The 20,339-nt window shown below is 43.8% G+C and carries 19 protein-coding genes and 1 pseudogene; 5 read left to right on the forward strand and 15 right to left on the reverse strand.

Translation table 11 applies throughout. The features are described from left to right. Positions 1-174: 174 nt before the first annotated feature. The 6 genes from KQI91_RS05580 to KQI91_RS05605 all read right to left on the reverse strand — a co-directional run bounded on the left by KQI91_RS05580 (position 175) and on the right by KQI91_RS05605 (position 9,771). Positions 175-708, reverse strand: coding sequence for a methylated-DNA--[protein]-cysteine S-methyltransferase (locus KQI91_RS05580; protein ID WP_216391912.1), 534 nt, complete (start codon positions 706-708; stop codon positions 175-177). A 311-nt stretch (positions 709-1,019) separates the two neighbouring features. Then, a complete protein-coding gene (locus KQI91_RS05585; RefSeq protein ID WP_216391876.1) occupies positions 1,020-2,711 on the reverse strand; it encodes an AAA family ATPase in 1,692 nt (563 codons plus the stop codon). 411 nt (positions 2,712-3,122) lie between these two features. Next, positions 3,123-4,874, reverse strand: coding sequence for an ABC transporter ATP-binding protein (locus tag KQI91_RS05590; protein WP_216391913.1), 1,752 nt, complete (start codon positions 4,872-4,874; stop codon positions 3,123-3,125). After that, complete coding sequence (locus KQI91_RS05595; RefSeq protein WP_216391877.1) at positions 4,874-6,667, reverse strand: ABC transporter ATP-binding protein; 1,794 nt, start codon at positions 6,665-6,667, stop codon at positions 4,874-4,876. Before KQI91_RS05595 ends, KQI91_RS05590 begins: the two co-directional genes overlap by 1 nt. A gap of 80 nt (positions 6,668-6,747) precedes the next feature. Continuing rightward, a complete protein-coding gene (locus tag KQI91_RS05600; RefSeq protein ID WP_253288372.1) occupies positions 6,748-7,515 on the reverse strand; it encodes a hypothetical protein in 768 nt (255 codons plus the stop codon). Positions 7,516-7,707: 192 nt separating this feature from the next. Further along, positions 7,708-9,771 (reverse strand): hypothetical protein, encoded by a 2,064-nt coding sequence (locus tag KQI91_RS05605; protein ID WP_216391878.1) that lies wholly within the window; start codon positions 9,769-9,771, stop codon positions 7,708-7,710. A gap of 171 nt (positions 9,772-9,942) precedes the next feature. On the opposite strand from KQI91_RS05605, the gene KQI91_RS05610 reads away from it, so the two are divergent. Together KQI91_RS05610 and KQI91_RS05615 are read left to right on the forward strand one after the other, a co-directional pair. Further along, positions 9,943-10,659, forward strand: coding sequence for a LytR/AlgR family response regulator transcription factor (locus KQI91_RS05610; RefSeq protein WP_216391879.1), 717 nt, complete (start codon positions 9,943-9,945; stop codon positions 10,657-10,659). A gap of 2 nt (positions 10,660-10,661) precedes the next feature. After that, positions 10,662-12,005 (forward strand): sensor histidine kinase, encoded by a 1,344-nt coding sequence (locus KQI91_RS05615; RefSeq protein WP_216391880.1) that lies wholly within the window; start codon positions 10,662-10,664, stop codon positions 12,003-12,005. Here the strand turns inward: KQI91_RS05615 and KQI91_RS05620 are convergent. The 3 genes from KQI91_RS05620 to KQI91_RS05630 are packed head-to-tail and all read right to left on the reverse strand — an operon-like array spanning position 12,002 to position 14,328. After that, entirely contained in the window at positions 12,002-13,057 is a 1,056-nt protein-coding gene (locus KQI91_RS05620) for a helix-turn-helix domain-containing protein (RefSeq protein ID WP_253288373.1), read from the reverse strand. The genes KQI91_RS05615 and KQI91_RS05620 overlap by 4 nt on opposite strands. Continuing rightward, a complete protein-coding gene (locus tag KQI91_RS05625) occupies positions 13,057-13,347 on the reverse strand; it encodes a hypothetical protein (protein ID WP_253288374.1) in 291 nt (96 codons plus the stop codon). The genes KQI91_RS05620 and KQI91_RS05625 overlap by 1 nt, the downstream gene beginning before the upstream one ends. A gap of 45 nt (positions 13,348-13,392) precedes the next feature. After that, complete coding sequence (locus tag KQI91_RS05630; RefSeq protein WP_216391882.1) at positions 13,393-14,328, reverse strand: acyl-CoA thioester hydrolase/BAAT C-terminal domain-containing protein; 936 nt, start codon at positions 14,326-14,328, stop codon at positions 13,393-13,395. 160 nt (positions 14,329-14,488) lie between these two features. On the opposite strand from KQI91_RS05630, the gene KQI91_RS05635 reads away from it, so the two are divergent. Together KQI91_RS05635 and KQI91_RS16455 are read left to right on the forward strand one after the other, a co-directional pair. Further along, positions 14,489-15,142 carry a MarR family winged helix-turn-helix transcriptional regulator gene (locus tag KQI91_RS05635; RefSeq protein WP_216391883.1) on the forward strand — a complete coding sequence of 218 codons (654 nt, stop codon included), beginning with the start codon at positions 14,489-14,491 and terminating at the stop codon, positions 15,140-15,142. 219 nt (positions 15,143-15,361) lie between these two features. Continuing rightward, positions 15,362-15,682, forward strand: a pseudogene (locus KQI91_RS16455) (MATE family efflux transporter); the annotation flags it as partial. Between the two features lie 20 nt (positions 15,683-15,702). On the opposite strand, the gene KQI91_RS05645 reads toward KQI91_RS16455, so the two are convergent. From KQI91_RS05645 to KQI91_RS05670, 6 genes are all read right to left on the reverse strand, one after another. After that, on the reverse strand, positions 15,703-16,323 hold the full coding sequence (locus tag KQI91_RS05645; protein ID WP_216391884.1) for a methylated-DNA--[protein]-cysteine S-methyltransferase: 621 nt from the start codon (positions 16,321-16,323) through the stop codon (positions 15,703-15,705). Continuing rightward, positions 16,320-16,808 carry an HD domain-containing protein gene (locus tag KQI91_RS05650; RefSeq protein ID WP_216391885.1) on the reverse strand — a complete coding sequence of 163 codons (489 nt, stop codon included), beginning with the start codon at positions 16,806-16,808 and terminating at the stop codon, positions 16,320-16,322. Before KQI91_RS05650 ends, KQI91_RS05645 begins: the two co-directional genes overlap by 4 nt. Positions 16,809-16,825: 17 nt before the next feature. Next, positions 16,826-17,269: a GNAT family N-acetyltransferase gene (locus KQI91_RS05655; protein ID WP_216391886.1), complete on the reverse strand. Its 444-nt coding sequence runs from the start codon at positions 17,267-17,269 to the stop codon at positions 16,826-16,828. Between the two features lie 137 nt (positions 17,270-17,406). Then, positions 17,407-18,288 carry an AraC family transcriptional regulator gene (locus KQI91_RS05660; RefSeq protein WP_216391887.1) on the reverse strand — a complete coding sequence of 294 codons (882 nt, stop codon included), beginning with the start codon at positions 18,286-18,288 and terminating at the stop codon, positions 17,407-17,409. 99 nt (positions 18,289-18,387) lie between these two features. Beyond that, on the reverse strand, positions 18,388-19,011 hold the full coding sequence (locus KQI91_RS05665; protein WP_216391888.1) for an NUDIX hydrolase N-terminal domain-containing protein: 624 nt from the start codon (positions 19,009-19,011) through the stop codon (positions 18,388-18,390). Positions 19,012-19,027: 16 nt separating this feature from the next. Then, positions 19,028-19,489 (reverse strand): NUDIX hydrolase, encoded by a 462-nt coding sequence (locus KQI91_RS05670; protein WP_216391916.1) that lies wholly within the window; start codon positions 19,487-19,489, stop codon positions 19,028-19,030. Between the two features lie 172 nt (positions 19,490-19,661). On the opposite strand from KQI91_RS05670, the gene KQI91_RS05675 reads away from it, so the two are divergent. Continuing rightward, positions 19,662-20,297: a class I SAM-dependent methyltransferase gene (locus KQI91_RS05675; protein ID WP_216391889.1), complete on the forward strand. Its 636-nt coding sequence runs from the start codon at positions 19,662-19,664 to the stop codon at positions 20,295-20,297. Positions 20,298-20,339: the final 42 nt, after the last annotated feature.

A 20,339-nucleotide genomic window follows, 5' to 3' on the forward strand; every position in this document is an offset into this window, starting at 1 on the left:
GAATATTTATGTACAGATGTCCATCTGCTTATAATTTACCAACCGTATGATTAAAAATCAATCTTCAATTATCGCCTCTCGTCCACACATGGACATTTTTGTAAAAATGTCCATAAAAATGCCAGTGCACATTTAACGTACACTGGCATTATGATTTTGCATATTCAATTTTCTCTACAGTGCTGTCTCTTTCTTTGGTACAAATAAACGGCTCATATCCGCATGTTCCAACTCAAGCAGTGCAATTTTCTTATTAATTCCTCCGGCATATCCTGTCAGGCTGCCGTTTGTGCCAACTACACGATGACAGGGAATGATGATGGAAATTTCATTATGTCCGACCGCACCGCCAACTGCCTGTGCCGACATACGGGAAGTGTTTTTCATCTCGCCCATTTTGCGGGCAATCTCTCCATATGTAATCGTCTGTCCATATGGAATTTGTAGTAAAATCTTCCACACAGCCTGCCTGAATGCAGATCCTGCTGGATGAAGTGGTGGTGTAAATTCCGGTTCTTTCCCGGAAAAATAGATGTCCAGCCATTTTTTTGTCTCTGTGAGAATCTCTGTTTCCTGTGGAATATGCTGATTCGGAAGCGTGTTTGCAAAATATTTCTGCCCTTCAAACCACAGACCGGTAAGTCCAACTTCATCTGCCGCCAGCAAAATATCTCCCAGTGGAGATACATAGGTACAGGTATAAATCATAATTTTGTTATTCCTTTCATTCATAATTGACTCCGTCGCACGAAGTACAGTAGAAAACTCTTTAGTAGATATGGGGATTACTCCCCATACCCCTACACAAAACCGTACGTGCGCTATTAACGCATACGGCTTTTCACTTTATATTTTCATACTTTATCTATAAAACAAACTTACCTTAATACTCGGTTCTAATAATGGGAATGTTCGAAGCAGTCCATTAAAAATGGCTGTGGCAATTTCACCTACCATATCTGTTATTTTAAGGTTCGAATTCCTGTTTCACTCTCCTTCGTTTTTTACAATATAAATGACTAAAGTTTTTTTACAAGACATCGCTTTTTATAGAATGCTATGCCATATTTTAGAATGTGATCTGGTGTAATTCCCTGTTCCAGAAATTCTTCTTCATACCTTTTATCTGTAATTTGTGCAAGTGCTTCTTCACAGGCTTTTTCCAGATTGCCGTCCTCTGCGTATTTCAGTTCAATTACAATGCCAGTTTCCCCATTTTCGTTTTCTGCCAGGATATCACTATATCCATCTCCGGATTCTTTGTTGGAAGAAACGCTCCAGCTTTCTTTGCAGCTTAAAATTCCAAGTAGTACACCGTGGTAAAAATTTTCTTTCAGTTTCTTTTTTACAAAGGTATCTCGTATACTGATGGTTTTTCTCAGATATTCATTCAGTAATTTCTGTATCTTTTCTTCCTGTCCGTGTTCCAATGCCTGGCAAAATTCTTGTAATCTGGCACTATTTTGGGGAACACTTTCTTTAAATAAATTCATGATCTGAATTGTAAAAATCTTCCGGATTTCCATATTTGGAATCACCAACGAAAATGTATTTTCCTCTGGTTTTCCCCTTTTCGTTAGATATCCTGTAGTATACAATACGCTCCACATGTTCTCTATGGAACTATACATCTCTTTATAAGTCAGTTCCTGATAAATTTCTTTTACAATCGCCTCACCAGCAATTAATTTCTCAATCTCACGTCTGGCTGCTCCGTTATCAGACTTTTGTATAAAACGCTTTACTGCTTCGTTACTGCTTGTATTAATCCAATAGTTTCCCGGCTTCGCTTCTGGATCTGACAATAATGTATCACAGTAGTTCATCACATCCCAGGGACAATATACCTCCTTATTGCCAAATTCATATCCATCATACCAGTCTTTCATTTCCTGATAATGCCGGGAAAGTCCGTAATATTCCAGGATTTCCCTGACCTCATGATCTGTGAATCCAAAATATTCATCGAACTGTACTTCTGTTACTGACAATACCTTCAGATTATTCAGGCCAGTAAAAATACTTTCCTTTGAAATCCGCATGCATCCGGTCAATACTGCAAATTTAAGACTGTCATTGGTTTTCAGCGCATACTCAAATAAATTTCGGATAAACAGCACCATTCGGTCATAATATCCTCTTTCGAATGCCTTTGCTAACGGCACATCATATTCATCAATCAGCAATATCACTTTGCTTCCATGATGTTTTTCAAGAAGCTCGGACAGTATTTTCAAGCTGCTGCACAAAAGGGCTTCACTCATATTACTCTCAAGCAGTTGTCGGTATGTTTCTTTATCATATTCGGTAAGTCTTTCGCTTTCCAGAAGATACTGAAATTGCCTGGTCTCTGCACAAATAACCTGTACCGCCATAGCGCAGGATTTCTCATAATTCTCTGCATTGATTCCTTTCAGCGAAATGGATATCACCGGAAATTTCCCCATATAGTTTTCGCAAAGAGAGGTTTCTTTGGCAATTGCTGTGTTTTGGAAAAGTTCTTTATTTTCTCCTACTTCAAAAAAGTGCTTCAACATACTCATATTCAAGGACTTTCCAAATCTTCTTGGTCTGGTAAAAAGATTCACTTTCGCCCAATGCTCCAACAATTCCCTGATCAGATTCGTTTTATCTACATAATAGAATTCTTCTGTCTGTAATTCTGCAAAATTTTCAATGCCGATTGGAAGTTTCTTTTTGTGTGATTGCATCTGAGCACCCCCTTTTTATATTGCATGTATGCAATTATTTTCATCTACTTCATTATAACATCATCCCAGTTAATTAGAAAAGTAATTTTTATCTGTCTCCTGTATTGGCATAATTTGCTATCGGTTTTGTTCGGTTTGCTGTATAATTAGGGTGGTTCTGCCACTAATTCTTACACCATATACAGGAGATTACTGTCACTACCTCTGCGTTATTCTGATACTGTGATGTCAAATTCTGGCACTTGGGTATTGTTTCAAATTCCTGTATGTTTGAATTTGCTGTTTCTATGCAAAAAGACCTCGATATCTGGTTTTCGCCAGACTACCAAGGTCAATTTAGGGTTTTGGCAGATTATTCAGTTGGTTGAGCAATTTGTCTTTTTATAGAATATTTCGTTTTACCTGTTCACATTACTTCGCCGCCAGTTTCCACTGTGCAGACTCTGTCTGGAGTTTCACAAGTCTTGCGTATAAGCCGTTTTTCTTCATCAGTTCATCGTGATTTCCGTTCTCGGCTACGACTCCGCCATCAAGGACGATGATCTGGTCGGCATTCTCGACTGTTCTCATTCTGTGTGCGATCACGAGGACGGTCTTGCCTTTGACCAGTCTGGAAATCGCTTTCTGAATTTCCGTTTCATTATCTACATCCAAAGATGCCGTTGCTTCGTCCATAAGGATCACCGGTGCATCTTTGAGGAGGACACGGGCAATGGACAGGCGCTGGCATTCGCCGCCGGAAAGGGTGGAACCATTTTCTCCGATCACGGTCTGATAACCTTCCGGTAATTTCATGATAAACTCATGACAGCGTGCCGCTTTTGCAGCCTCGATCACTTCTTCATCCGTAGCATTCTTTCGTCCTACGCGGATGTTTTCCATGACCGTATTATTGAACAGTACCACATTCTGGAATACCACAGAAAAATCTTTCATCATCGCAACAGAATCGATCGGTGTGATATCTGTTCCACCCAAAGTGATCTTGCCGCCATCCACATCATAAAAACCTGCTGCCAGATTCGCCACTGTACTCTTACCACCGCCAGATGGTCCGACAAGTGCTGTCACCTGTCCCTGCTTTGCAGTAAAGGAAACATCCCGAAGAACCGGTTTTCCTGGTTCATAAGCAAATCTTACATGTTCAAATGTAATGTCATATCCATTCGTCTGATACTCTTTCTGCTTCTCCTCTTCCTTATAATTCTGGATAGCTTTCAGCCGATTCACCTGCAGATCTACTGCAAACAGTTCTGCCATATTCGCCATCGCACCAGAAAGCGGGTCATACAGTCTGGATGCCGCGATCAGAAAAAGGATATACGAAAACAATGTCGTCTGACCATTCAGCATCAGCTGGTTTCCCACCACGATAACAGTGGCAAGTCCCAGACGCAGAAACATCTGTCCTGTCGTGACCAGACTCGCACTCACCATTTCCGAGGAAATCTGTGCTTTCTCCGCACTGTCCATTTTTTCGTCCAGTTTCTTAAGATAGTCTTCTTCCAGATTGCAGGCCTTGATATCCTGAACCGTTTCCAGACATTCCTGGATTCCGTCTGCCAGGGCCAGTTTTGCATTGATATGTTTCTGTCCCATTTTGCCCTGTAGTTTCCGTGACAAAAGAACAATTGCAAATGCTGCCGGAGCCACCCAGAGCAGGGCCAATCCCATCCGCCAGTCATAGACCAGAAGTGCGATACATACGATCGCAGTTGATATAATGGAGCCCCAGAACTGAGGGACTGTATGGGAAAATGCATGCTCAAATCCGGAGCAGTCTCCCATGATTGTGTTTGTCAGATCTGTAAGATCATGTTCCTGAAAGAAACGTAACGGCATTGTTCTTAATTTTTCTGCCAGTGTGATCCTGCGGCGTTCACTTTCTTCGTAGGTTCCCATATAGGTAATGGTGTACTGTTTATAGTGCATCAGAAAGATCACTGCCAGGATCACGATTCCAAGCACTGTATACAGAAAGACATTCACTCCCTGCTCTCCATCTCCGAGAAGCGGGGCAAGCAGTGCGTTCAATACGCAGGCGAGAAGTGCAACCGGAAGCATCAGGCTTATGTACGCCAGCACGGAATACAGGATTCCTTTGAACAGATCTTTTGCGCCCTGTTCGCTCAAGGCATATTTTTGCTGAAGATGTTTCATTATCATTCTGCCTCCTTTCCGACTTTCCACTGGATTGAAGTCTGGTAATCCTTCCACATGGACGCATATTTTCCGTTTTCGGCAAGCAATGTGTCGTGTGTGCCTCTTTCGATGATCTTTCCTTCCTCAAATACCAGGATTAAATCTGCATTCTGAATCGTAGACAGGCGGTGTGCGATCATGAGAACGGTCTTTCCTTTTGTCAGTTCCTCAAAAGCAAGCTGGATCTGATGTTCATTTTCCGCATCTGCAAAAGCTGTCGCCTCGTCCAGAATGATGATCGGTGCATCCTTAAGGACCGCTCTCGCCAGAGCAATACGCTGATTTTCTCCACCAGACAGATAAGTGCCGCCATTTCCGACAACAGAGTCCAGACCGTCCGGCAGACGGTCGATGATCTCTCTGCACTGTGCCGTCTCCACTGCACGCATAACTTCTTCCCGTGTCGCTCCCGGTTTTGCTGCCCGGATATTTTCAAGAAGCGTGTCTTTGAACAGTTTTGTATTCTGGAACACAAATGCGATCTGATCCATCAGCGTCTGTTTGTCGATTTTTCTTACATCAACGCCGCCTGCCAAAATGCTTCCTTCTGTGACATCATAAAAACGCGGGATCAGCTTGGCAGCAGTTGATTTTCCACTTCCGGATGCTCCGACAAGGGCCACTGTTTTTCCCTGTGGAACCTCAAATGAAATATGCTCCAGTGCTTTTGTCTCTGTCCCCGGATAGCAGAAAGATACATCCTTAAATGCTATGGAAGCATCTTTTGGCTGCTGTGAATTTGCAGTTTCCGGCAGAGGCTGTTCTTTCAGCACTTCTTCAATACGTGTTACTGCACTTTTGGCCGCCATCAGCTGCTCGCCCGCAAACATGACACGGTTCATCATCGTTGTACAGATCGGAGTGAACAGACTGTAAAAAAGGAAATCAAGCAGCACATCCTGATAAGAAGCCTGTCCGCTCACGCCTGCGAGGATCATGCATGCCACCGGGATCAGCAGGATAAAAGTACCGTTCAGTGCTACATTAAATCCAGTCGGCGGAATGCGACATTTCAGCGCATATCCCGAAGCGTATTTTTCATATTCTTCGATCGCTGCGTGGAAGTTTTTGAAAGAATACACAGTCTGCTGAAAAACTTTTACTACCGGGATCCCGCGGATATATTCGACTGCTTCTTTGTTCATCGTTTCCAGTGCAGTCATATATCCTTCCATAAAATTTGCGTTATCGCCGCCCATCATCTGCTTCATGCAGCGCACACTGATCACAAGCGGGACCAGACAGCAGATTCCAAGTCTCCAGTCAAATACAAAGAGCAGCACGATCACTGCAACCGGCATGACGACTGCTCCTGTCAGGTCAGGGAGCTGATGTGCCAGGAAGTTTTCGGTCAGCCCTGCATTGTCATCGATCACTTTTCGCAGACGGCCGCTCGCATTCTGGCTGAAATAGCCAAGAGGCAGTTTCACAATGTGGTGCATGGCTGCTTTTTTCATATTTGTTGCCGTGCGGAATGCTGCCAGATGTGAACAGCAGAGTGCAATAAAATATAACAGAATGCTCAGAATGGAAAATCCGGCTGCCCACCATGCATACACGCTGCTGTGCGCCGCAAGACGGATATCTCCTGCCGTCAGCGCATTCAGCATGTCGCGGACGACAAACCAGATACAGACGAACGGAACCATTGACAGTACCGTGCTGAGTCCTGCAAGGATCATGCCGAGAACGGTAAGCCAGTGACGGTTTCCTGCATACCGGAACATTCTGGATATTTCAGAGTCTTTTTTCATAAAAAATATCCTCCTTATCATAATCGGCAGGAATCAGAAGTTTTTCCAATTCCTGCCGGATTTTTTACATTTTTCTCTTATTACTGCTCAGACAGGTTCTCTGTGCAGAAAAGCCTGATACAGTTTTCAACCATTTCCTGGTCATGATCTGTAGAAATGCCGGAGCCAAGCCAGTAAGCATAATCACCTGCATCATACTGTCCAAGTGCGTCCAGATCACTGCCGTATCGTAATTCAACATGATAGGTTGTATCATTGGTGTCTGGTGCAATACAGAAATATGTAAATTCTCCGGAGTCTGTATCATCACTCTCAAATTCATACAGACCGCGGATCTCTTCCATGCCTACATAATGATAAGTATGGGAAAACAGCTCTTTCTTGTCTGCATCATATCCTTTGATCGTGGAAGTATCACCGTCAAATTCCAGAGTATCTACATCCTGTGTAAACTCACAGTCATACACGCCATTACCGTCTGCATATTCTTTTACTGCTTCTTCTCCGTAGATCTTACCGGAAACCATGGAAGCCAGTTTCTCGTATGCTCCTTCTGCATTTTCCTCTCCGACCAGTTCTGTACAGTCATCGATCCAGAGCTGTTTGTACTGATCATCAAGGATCACCGGCCAAAGCTCCTGGTAGGTTCCTGTCAGATCTTTCATAAGCTGTTCGGCATCTGCCTCGTTGTCCGCAGTCTCGTCTGTTGTTTCTGCAGTGCTGTCTGCTGCCTCAGAAGCTGTGGCATCATCAGATGCAAAAGTTGTTACATTTCCATATCCTGCCAGCATGGAAACTGCAAGGGCAGAAGCAAATAATGTACTGAGAAATTTTTTCCGTTTCATCATAAATCCTCCTGAAATAAAAAGTGTTGCAGTTAGTATTTTCTAACCACAACACGCATTCTAAAGGATAAACTATGAAATTACAATTACCGAACAGGCTTTTTTCTATCCATTCGGACGCAAAGCTTTTTACTGAGAAAAAATATCAAAACAGTCAGGATCACACCTGACTGTTCTGACCTTTTTCTGCTTCATTTACTGCGCCGGAACAACGGATATCTTAATCTCTTTCTCATTTTCACTGAGATCAAAGGTTCCTCCATCCTGTACCAGAACATGGACTTCATACAGGACATCTTCTGACAGGCTATCCGGAATCTCACCACACTCAGTCTGGATATGCCACAGATCTTTTGGCATTTCCTTGAGAGTTCCGTCAACACCATAACCATAAAGTTTCAGTGCAGCTGCACTTCCGGACAGGCCTTTCATTCGCAGAGCCACTGTCGTGTTAGGATGTACATTTTCCACAGTTACGGTACTCAGCCAGCCGCTCACACTGCCCTGACCTCCGTCTGCCTCAAATTTTTCCTGACTGAGCACGTTTCGCATTGCCTGATCCAGATCTACTTTGCGGTAAGGCATTTCCGGCAGGTAAACGAATCTGTCCTGAAGTCGTAACAGCTCCAGATATCCGGTTGGGCAATAGAGCGCGTTTCCGCTGTTTCCCGCATACATGCCGATTGCCATATTGTTATATCCCGGCTTGCTGGAGACATCCATTGCAAACACGGTTTCTCCTGTCTCGAAATCCAGCATGATGTACTGCCACATTCCTGTTTCCAGATTCTGAACATAACCATAAATATAGCCAGTAGCTGTAGAAAGTTTCATCATGGATGTATCTGACAGATCACTTCGGCACCAGATGCTCTTCATCTCATAACCATTGTCTGTCTTTATGGTATCTACGCGCTCCACACCTGGCATGATCATTTTGTTTCCCTGACTCAGCCAGTTCACATCATAAATATTTGCGTAGCTCTGAATGGAAGAATCACTGTCCTCTTTTCCAAGATCTGCACTTCCCGCACCAAACCAGTTGCATACGATAGTGCTGACAGTTCCTTCCCCGTTGTCATATACGATCGCAGAATTTTCCACAGATACCTGGGTATCCTCCGGAAGTTCATCGATCACCGGAAGGCTTGCAACAGTTTCTCCTGTTTTCATATCAACCGCAAGAAGATTTACCGGATTCTGATTATCTGTAAACATGACCAGATCATCTGTCAGAGATGGTGAACAGCCGCTGCCCCATGCAAGACCGCCGCCTGTGGTGGCATCCCCTTCCTTGCTCTCCTTGGCACCAACGCTCTCATAAGGAGTTTCCCAGACTTTCTGTACTCCATTGTCGGCCCTGAACAGATAGCAGTTCAGATTCGTCAGGATCACCGCGCCGTCTTTGGAGGATGCAATGCCATTTTCTGCGCCTTCGCCCGGAGTCAGTTCATATACAAACACAGAATCTGTCAGATCTGCTTCCTCTCCATTCAGGATCGCATCAATGGCACTGCGGGAAATATAACCGACTGCGCCCTGCTGCTTCCGGTCAGGATAAATACGAAATCCTCCGGTAGCAAACCATAAGTTTCCATCATAGTCAAACACTACGGACAGAAGGTTCTGGTCCAGTGTTTTTCCAAGGGCTGTTTCTGCTGCTGCTTTAATGTCAATATCCAGGACTTTTTCAAATTCCGGCAGTACATTTCCGTTTTCATCGGTCGCCTTGAGCATCAACACATGATTGTTGCTGGTCGGGCACACGATCCTGTTGCTCTCATCCACAAAGGAATAGGAACTCTGGATCACATAGCTGCCTCCATCATGCTCCTTTGGAGAAAAATATCCCTCTGTCTGTGTCTCATCTGCATTGATATCACGGATCGCAAGACCGCCAAGAAGCGGAACCGCCGCATGTCCATAAGAATCAAAAAAGATTGCCGGAGATGCATTTGCGTTTACTTTCTCATACGAAACATTGATCTCCGAATAAATATCAACCGGCAGTACCTCATCCGTGCTGTCTGTGTTGTAGCAGTCATGATGGATATTGGCATCGCTTTTTGCCATATAGGGATTCTCAGCAACCACCTTAGGGGAAAGTGCTTTTATCGGGAGCTGAGATGTTTTTTCTGTTCCAGCCGCTGTCTGGGTTTCTTCCGTCTGCGTTTCTTCTGCGTGGAGAATGTTTACTGTAAAGTCAGAGGTAACCATAAGCATAGCTGCAAGCATCGCAAGTATTATTCTTTTTTTCATTCTCATTGTCCTCCTGGTAAAAAAACTTGTTAACTTCATTATAAAAAAATCCTGTCGCTTTACAATACAATTGGCACGAAACGGGGAAAAATAGCACGAATTGTCAATTCCTCCATGCATATCGTATATTATGTGCTATACTGTTTTCAGACAGACAGGAGGAAAACACTTATGAGAATTGCGATTGTAGATGATATTGCCAGCGAGCGGACGCTTCTGCATACCCGGCTGGAACAGCAGCTTGTGAAACGTGGTGTCCATGCTGACCTGACAGAATTTGAAAATGGAGAATCCTTTCTGAAAGCCGCAAAGGAACGGCCTTTTGCAGTCTTGTTTCTGGATATTTACATGGACGGGGCAAACGGTGTCGAGATTGCCAGAGAGCTTCGGAAATCTGATCCGGACTGTCTTCTGATCTTTACGACTACATCCACAGACCACGCACTGGAGGGCTTCAAAGTCCGGGCTCTGCACTATCTTGTAAAGCCTTATAGTGAAAAAGATATTTCCGATCTGATCGATGAGATTCTTTCCCGCATTCCAGTTTCCGGAAAGTACATAGATATAAAGGTAAACGGAAGCAACATACAGGTTCCTTTCCGCAGTATCATATATGCGGAACATTTTTCCCATATGATCCATGTCCACACATCAAAAGCCGGAGAACTTGTTACCAGACAGTCCTTTGAAGCTTTTCATGCTCTTCTCAAAATGGATCCACGGTTTTATCAGTGCAACAGGGGAATTGTGATCAATCTGGAACATGCTGTTGATTTTGACGGGACGGTTTTTGTGATGGATAACGGAAATCAGATTCCTGTCAGTCAGAAACTGGTCAAAAGCGCCAGAGAGACTTTTATGGAGTTTCTTTTTCAGAAAGGACACTGAGAATGGATATGATATTGAGACCGATCCTTGAACTTACGGTGATCATCCCAGGCATACTTCTTGCATATCTGCCGGTAAAAACTTATCTGAGACAACAGCCGGGCAGACTGGCGGCATGGCTGTTTCCTCTGCTTGCAGGGATCTGTGTTCTTGGAGGCGTATTGTGTTATACCCTGCGTATTTCTACTCTTCCGATTTTGTTTGTCCTGCTGCCTTTTGTCATGGTGATCTACCACAAAACGCTTCGCATCACCATCTGGAAATCGAGCAGTATTTTCCTGGCAGTATGTGCAGTATTTGCGTGTGTCAACAGTCTGTCAAGAGCTGTAAATGCCATTCTTACAGCAGGGCTTAACCTTACGGAAAATGAATTATGGTTCCAGATCGGAGCGGGAGTTTTTTATAATGGGATCTGCTTACTTTTCCTTCTGGCAGCCTGGTATCCGGCATCCCATGCTGTGCGGACAATGGTGACTGATGAAAATCTCGCACAGACCTGGTACATCTTCTGGATCCTTCCTCTGATCTTCATTGCCCTGAATCTGTTCATGGTGCCGACATATCGAAATACTCTGTATACCGGTCGGATCCTGCAGGGATATATCGTGATCAGTCTGGTTCTTCTGTTGATCCTGGTTCTTTTTTATGCCATGTTCCTGATGATGGCAAACAGCCTGAACAAGAATGCCAGACTCGTGCAGGAAAATTATTTCCTCTCTCTTCAAAGAACAAGATACGAAAACCTCTGCACTGCCATTGAAGAAGCCAGACAGGCACGGCATGATATGCGCCACCATTTTGTCCAGCTTTCCTCTCTTGCAGAAAGTGGTGATCTTGAAAAAATAAAGACATATCTTTCCAAAACGGCTGGCAAAATACCAGCCCATGATCTGCATTTTTGTGAAAATCAGGCGGCTGACAGTGTGCTTGGCTATTATTCTGCACTTGCAAAGCGGGAAAATATTCCTTTCCATGTCAAAACAGACCTGCCTGCACATATTGCCATAGACGAAATCGACATGTGTCTGGTTCTCTCCAACCTCCTGGAAAATGCTATCCAGGCAAGCCTGAAAACAGAGGTTTCCAGAAGAGAGATCAACGTGACCGCTTATCTTCACTATAACCGTCTTCTCCTGATCCAAATGGAAAATACCTTCGACGGCAAAATAGAGAAGAAAAATGATATTTTTCAGTCTTCCAAACGCCCGGGCAATGGGATCGGAATCCAGTCGGTACGTCACATTGCTGAGAGAAGAGGCGGTACCGGCAGTTTCTCCTTCGAAAATGGAATCTTTACAGCAAGGATCATGCTGCGTCTGAACGAACATGATAAAAATACCGGTTAAGTCCGGTTTTTGCCTTCTTTCCCATCGGATATGGTCTTTTTTCGCCAGACGGTCGGAGGCATGCCGTATTCTGTGCAAAAAGCTGAGGTAAATTTATTTGGATTGAGATAGCCAATCTGTGTGGCTATCTCTCCAACTGTAAGCTGACTTTCTTTGAGCAGGCGTTCAGCTACCTGCAGTCGGTAGAGTTTCATGTAGGAATAGACAGAGTCTCCATATACACCCCTGAAACATTTCTTCATAACAGTTGGTGAGATTTCAAACCTCTCTGACAGATAATCAATTGTATAATGCTCATTGAAATGTTCCACAAGAAATGCATGGATCTGCTTGATCACCGCGATCTGCGCTTCCGAAAAGTGCACCCGGTCTGTTTTATTTTCCTCAGGATCCAGACCGGTCAGCACAAGCAGGATCTCCAGCACTTTGACACGGATATAACCATGGCGCAGTTTCTCCGGAACACGATAGAGTTCCGAAAAAATATGCTCTATCGTCTGATTGGCCCGGATGATCGTAAAATCCTGCATCCTGGCAAGCTCTCTGATCCGTTCCAGATCCACAGACAAAAGTTCAAGGATATTCCGCATCTCATCTGTAATTCTTGAAAAATCGATCGTCACCGTGATTCCATGATAATGCGCCGTTGGAAATTCCGACTGATGTGTCTGATCCTGCAAAAAACAGAACGACAGATCTCCGGCCGACATATAACAGTACTGATGCTCTCCAAACAGACACTCCGACCGCCCTTCTCTGCAGTAATTGATTTCCAGCACGTTGTCCGCCGGTTCCTGATTCTTGTTACAATATGCCATATGCATATCATTATACACCAGCTCAATCCCCGGGAATACATGGTACAGAGTGATATCCCCGACACCGCTCTCATTCTCCAGATGGAAACTGCCAGAATTCTCCTCTTCTTCACCCTTTTCGTGGACAGCCGCACCATACAGATCTATGCTGGTAAAACTGTTCGGTAATGCCGGCCGTTCTTTCTGATCTGCTGACTGTAGGATGTTTTTTGCAAGTTCGTATAGATTTTTCATTATCCCTGCAATCCATTCGCCTGGCGGATCATGTCTTCGACGACGATGTCAAAGATTTCTCCGATGGAGCTGCAATATTCCAGGATCTTCCATGGTTCGTTTGTGTGGAAGTGGATCTTTACCAGGTCCTCGTCTCCTGCTGCGATCAGGCTGTTGCCCTCGAAATGTTCCATGATGTAATCGGAAATCTCGTCCTCGTCTAGATCTTCATCTCTTCTTTCAATCAGTAGCTGTGTATCATAACGATATGCAAACTGATCATCCTCTGCGTCGATTGAATTTACTGCCATTATAAGTACCTCCATAAATTTATTTATTACTGTGCACGGTTATATTCATTTCTCCGTGATCTTCCATTCCGCGACTGCATTTCTCACGCGGCGGTCAATGTCCATTCGTGTCCTGCGACATTCTTTTGGATATTTTCTTGCTGACTGGAACGCCAGTTTCATAAAGATCCCGGAACCAATCGGCAGCATCGTCTTTAACATGCTCTCCGGGAAAACGAAATGTGTTCCATATTTGTAGATCACAGACTCCAGTCTGCATGTATGCGGGCGTTCTTTGATACGCTGCTTCATACGGCGGATGTATTTTGCGGTATCCCACAACACATCATCTTCCGCTCCGATCAGCATCAGTTTCCCATGGATCTTCTCAACTTTTATCATTTCTTCTTCCATGATCGGATGTGCAGCCTCGGAATCATCAAAGAGTTTCCTCGAATTGAGCATATCTCCTGTCCGCTTTGTTTCCTTCTCGACTACATGCCAGTAGTCCGGATGCTTATAGCAAAATGGCATATACGGAAGAGGTTCTCCTCTGTAAGAAAAAAGAGATTCTCCCTCAATCGGCCATTCCTTGCAGCCATCTTTTTTGCCCTGCATAAATCCCTGCCAGATAAAATCACTCGGTGTCAGACCGATCGTCAGAGTGATGTCCTCAAAATAAGAAGCCGCCGTCAGGGCAAGCGTTCCTGTCGTGGATGCCCCAACAATCCCTATCTTCTGGTTATCGTGTGCTTTCAGCCACTCGATTGCCTTCTCGACACGTTCCAGTGGATAATTATGATGTCCATAATCTTTCTTCGCCGGTGACATCGTCATCACATTCACACCAAGTTTGTGAAGCCACTTCACCGAAGTACGTGCCAGATAATCCTCCGGGTCGTCCCCGATCATGGCGATCATGGCACAGTCTGAGTCTGTTTTGCATTTCCAGTATGCGCCATAAAATCCATCCGTATCCACATCAAAATGAATTTTTTTCATCCTGCATCTCTCCGTTTCACACATATTCTTTGTGTTAGTTTTGTTTAACAACATTATAACATTTCTTCATAAAAAATCCAGTTTTTTCCTCTTGACTTTTTCAACAGGTGCCTGTGTATTTTTTATTAAAGGTACCTGTTGAAAGCAAAGGAGGTCATATATGAGTGACATTTATTTTGATATTTATGAAAAACTGTCAACCTTACAATGGCTTATGAAGCGCTATCAGATGTTCTGTCAGGCAGAGTCCGGTCCATTTGCTGACACAACCAGAGGGCAGGGCAGAATTCTCGCCATGCTGAAAATCCAGCCTGAAATTGCCACAAAAGAACTGGCATATTTACTTGGAATTCGCCAGCAGTCCCTGAATGAACTGCTCAACAAACTGGAGAAAAACGGCTATGTACAACGAAAGCCATCAGAAAATGATAAACGTGTTATGATCGTTCATCTGACAGAAAAGGGAAAGCAGATTCAGCAGCCAGAAACAGACTATCAGGAAATTTTTGACTGTCTGCTCCCGGAAGAATTGCAAAAGCTGTCACAGTATTTAGATCGCATTATCGAGAGTTTTCAGTTACGAAACGGAAATGCTTCTGAAGAAAATGGTATGGCTGACTGGATGTCCCGGGCAAGGGAACGTATGGGCGATGAGCATTTTGAACAGTTAATGTCTATGCGTGAAAGAGCTTTCGGGCATATGCGGACACCCCAGGACATACCGGGAGCGGAACGCTTTTCCCCCAATTATGACGGGCCGGTTCCTGACAGAGAAGGATTTCCACCAGGAAATTTCAGACAAAACAACAAATAACAAAAGGCACTGTAAATTGCAGCGATAAGTCCTATGGAGATTTTCTGATCTCCACAGGGCTTATTTTTATGCCAGAGTATGCAGGAGGACTTGTCAGCAGCAAGTTCTCTGTATGAAAAGGAGACGAACAAAATGAACCAGAAAAACGAAAATTACTGGCTTTTAGACGCACCTGTTGCAAAAGCCATATGGCACATGGCAATTCCAATGATGCTTGGAATGTCAGTAAACATCATTTACAATATTACAGACACATTCTTCATAGGCAGATTAAATGACACAGCGGCTCTTGCAGCCATCTCACTGCTGCTGCCATTCACAACCATTTTAATGGCAATCGGAAATTTGTTTGGAACGGGTGGAAGCACTTTGTTTTCCAGACTGTTAGGCAGTGAAAATACAGATAAGACCCGGCAGTGTTCCACCACAACATTGTGGCTGTCATTTATCGCCGGTCTGTTGGCTACGATAATATCCATCATTTTCAGCAGCACTATCACAAGGCTTTTGGGGACTGATGCCAATACTTTTTCCTATGTCAGACATTCCCTGGTCATCTGTCAGATTCCATATTTCTTCAGATCAACTTTGCCGTTGATCACTTCTACTCCATCTTCTTCAAGAAGCTTCGCCTGTGCTCCCTCTCCTCCAAACGCAAATGCTCCGGCCAGTTCTCCCTTTGCATTTACCACTCGAAAACACGGGATGTGTTCCGGATCCGGGTTTTTGTGCAGGGCGTTTCCGACTGCTCTTGACATCTTTGCATTTCCTGCCATCTCTGCCACTCTTCCATACGTTGCGACATGACCTTTGGGAATCTTTTTGACTGCTTCGTAGATACGTTTCGTCGGATTATCTGTAATCATGTCATAGCTTTCGGCGATCATTCTTCTGATGTCTTTATCCGGGATACTTCCATCCAGAATGATCGTGTTCCAGTGCTCTTTGTTGAGATGATAACCTGCGGTCACAGCATCATATGCAGACCGCCAGAAGTCACGCCACTCCGGATTCACCTTCACATTGAGATTGATATATCCGTCTTTTTCATAGATCCAGAGGAAGGCTTTCTTACTTCCCTTCACCCTCACCAGCTGCCAGTTTGGATCTTTGAACGGGCGTTCTTCATATACATTTTTAAAGGATAATCCAAATTTCAGTGCCTCTTCGCGTGTCATCATAAACAGAACACTTCCCTCGTAATACGTTTTCCACTGTCTGTTTTCATAACTTTCTCAATAAAGTTTTCGATGTTCTCTTTGCTGTATTCGCTTTCATAAGCATTGACAATATAATCCGCTTCAATCAGAATCTGATAATCGATTCCCTCAATATCTTTCAATGTATGATGGTGGCCTACCAGATACGCCACACGTTCAATCTGTGCCTCTGACATACCAGTGTCTGCCAGAAATTCTTTAACGATAGGAATACCTTCTATTTCCTGATACTTGCCGTTTGTATTTCCATATTTTTCCCGGCAGAATGGACACGCAATATCATGTGTGATTGCTGCCACTTCCAGAATATACTGTGTTTCCTGATCCAGATTTTCCAGTTCACCGATTGTCTTTGCATATGTCCATACACACATGAAATGATTAATATCGTGAATATTTCCCTTTGAAAAAGCAATCATTTTTTCCATGATCTCTGAAATTCTCATAAATAGTTTCTCCTTTTTCACATCAGTTTCATATACAGAAGCGGATATGGATTTCCTTCTTCATCGTGTTCTGTTCTTTTGTATGTTTCAAATCCCAAGTACTCGTAAAACCCTACTGCCTGCGGATTCTGCTCATTTACTGTTAATTCACGGACGTCATAATCCTGGACTGCATATTGAAGCAGTTGTTTCCCCATTCCCTTTCCTTGCACTTTCGGAGAAAGAAAAAGCATTTCCAGGCGGTTGTTTTCAATCCCCATGAATGCTGTCGGTCCACCGGTCTCATCTTCCGCAATGATCAGATGTCCAACACCCATCAATGCCTGTGGAACATATTCTTTGATCTGAGTGATCTCCGCATCCGAAAGAAAATGATGTGTTGCACGGACGGATGCTTCCCAGATATCCAAAAGATCTGCTGCCAGCCGGGGCGTTCTTTCCCTGACTTCGTATATTTTCATTTTACGATTTCCTTTCATAAATGATTTCTTATTATATCATTTTATCCCCGGGAATCCAATTCCTTCTACATCAATATAGTGCAAAAAGTGGAACTTCTCCTGTTCATCAGAAGTCGTTCCACTTTTTGAAATTCTTATTATTCTGTTTTCTCATTCACTGCGATCCAGATCTCGCACTGGTAATTCGGATCTGAGACATCCTGTGATGAGTAGACTTCAAACTCTACATTCTCCGCATACTCATACTGTGCACTCTGCGGGAAAAATTCTGTGACGATCTTATGATAAGTCTCGATAAAAGCATCCGGCATCTTTCCTTTGCTTGTAAATACCGCATAAGTATTCGCCGGGATTGTCACGATCTCCAGGTCATCGTCGACTTTTTTTCCATCATACTCGACACCGATCCCATAAGGAAACTGCTTCGCATTAAGCTCAGAGGAAAAGCAAATTCCAAGCAGACCTTTCATCACCGGCTTCTCCGACATGCAGGCAATCAGCCTTCCCATTGTTCCGTCCGAGCCATACTCCTGCCACATTGCGGCAATGTCAGGCGTGGCGTTTGCCGACTGCGGTTTATCAACTCTTTTTCTCCTGCAGACAACCTGAAATGCTCCTCTTTTCTCAATTCTGTAATCCATCTTACTGCCTCCTGTTAAGGTTAATTTTACAGACAGGGGAGTAAAGATTCTGACTTTGCCGCTGTGTTTTGCTTCACTTGGCGCAATGCCATGGAATCGGGTAAAGGCACGAGAAAAGCTTTCCGCCGTATCGTATCCGTATTTCATTGCTATGTCGATGATCTTTGCATTTCCCTTCGACAGTTCTTCGCCAGCCAGAGAAAGGCGGCGCATACGAATATAATCACCAAGAGAAAATCCGCACAAAATACCAAAGACTCTCTGAAAATGAAATGAAGACGAATATGCCTGTTTGGCCACTTCTTCGAAGTCAATTTCTTCTGTTATATTCGCTTCTACATAATCAATCGCTCTCTGTATTCCCTGTATCCAGTTCATTCTTTCACTCCCTTCCTGGTGATTACAGTCTAACAAAATATAAGAGACATTTCCTGACTCTGAATGCTCACAGGTGTTATGAAAAAACACCTCTATCTTTTAATCAAAAAATGTCTTCCATTTATCACCTGCGCGGTACGCATCAAAACACATTCTGACCTGTTCTTCATTGTTCTTTTCGCCTGCGAGTTCAGGAAGTTCGTCCTCTGCAAAATAGTCAAAACCTGTAGTTTCGATATTCTCTTCAAAACCTCCGCCAGTCGCCGCGCAGAGCATGAATATCTTGCAGACTCTGTATGCATAGACCGGAAGATTATGCTTTTCCCTGTCCTGAATGGCGATCACGCTTTTGACAGAAACGTCAAGACCTGCTTCTTCTTTCACTTCTTTTATTGTATTTTCTGTCACGGATACATTTACATCACACCATCCACCCGGCAGTGACCAGGTTCCGTTGTTTTCGTGAACGAGCAGGATTTTTCCATCTTTAAATATCGCAGCACGGGTATCGATTTTGGGTGTCTGGTAGCCGGTTTCATTACAGAAAAGATCTTTTACTTTTTCCACTGGCACACCAGAAAGTTCCGCCATCATTTCAGCAGAAATATCCCGGATGCGTTCATAACGTTCTTTGTCATAAACATCTTTTCCATAAGTAAGTCCTGCCTGTGCAAGACTCTGCAGTTCCACGATCAGATCGATCCATTGTTTATTTTTATCCATCTTTTAAGTTCCCTCCTCAATACAAATTGATCTTCGTTTCGACAAGTCTGTCGCCTTCATACTTCAATTTCACAGAGAAGAAGCGTTCTTCGCCCGAAAGAAGCAGATCAAGAAACACTTTATCCCCTTCCCATGCAGGAAGTTCCGGTACCCTGGCTTTGTCGATCCAGCAAAGCTCACCCTCATTGCATTCGATCAGTTCACCTGTATATCCGTCCGCCGTAAACACACACATAAGCTCGGATTCACATTCACTGTTTATAAACGTTACCAGACCACGAAACTTATACGAGATGAGCGTAAGTCCTGTTTCTTCCTTCACTTCACGCACGAGACATTCCTCTGGCGTTTCCTGGCTTTCCACATGCCCACCGACGCCGATCCATTTGCCTTCGTTCATGTCGTTCTTCTTTTTTACTCTGTGAAGCATCAGATATTTATTATCATTTTCTATGTAACACAACGTAGTTGTCGTCATTCCATTTTTCCTTTCTTTCATACTTCCCGTTTTTACTAACTATAACATACTGCCAAAGCAAAATACACAGACATGCCTCGTTTAATTGACTTTTCTGTGCATTTATGGTAATGTCTGGTTAGTATGACCTAACCGTTTATTAAAAAAATTTCAAGTTAAGGAGGCCATCTCTATGACACCTGAAAAATATAAACAGCTTTCTATCAAAGAATTCACACAGGCAGCCCAAATTTACGACAGCGGACATGCCGGTATTTACGAAATGTGCAAGGATGATTACCCGCCGATCCTGGCAGAACTGGAAAAGGAGCCTTTCCATGATGTGCTCGACTGCGGCTGCGGAACCGGACCGATGCTTGAGTTACTTCATCAAAAATACCCGGATAAACATTATGTCGGTCTCGACCTCACTCCTGAAATGATCAAGGTCGCTCGGGCAAAGGAACTTTCCAACACGGAATTTATCGTAGGCGACAGCGAAAATCTTCCTTTCGCTGAGGATTCTTTTGATGCGGTGATCTGCTCCAACAGCTTCCATCACTATCCAAATCCTCAGGCTTTTTTTAACAGTACATACCGTGTTCTGCGAAAAGGTGGCCGACTTGTTTTACGCGACTATACCTCCTCAGATTTTATTGTATGGCTGATGAACCATCTGGAAATGCCTCTGGCAAATCTGGTTGGCCACGGCGATGTGAAGATACACAAAGTCACAGAATTCATCACCATGGCAGAAAAAGCCGGCTTCACTGTACTGACTATGGAGAAACAGAAAGGATTCCGCGCACACCTTGTTGCACGGAAATAACAGTAGATCATCTCATTGAAAAACGCCTGCGGCAGTCAGCTG

Origin of the sequence: Blautia sp. MSJ-19 (assembly GCF_018918125.1) — a bacterium.
In the GTDB taxonomy this organism is placed as follows: Bacteria; Bacillota; Clostridia; order Lachnospirales; family Lachnospiraceae; genus Blautia_A.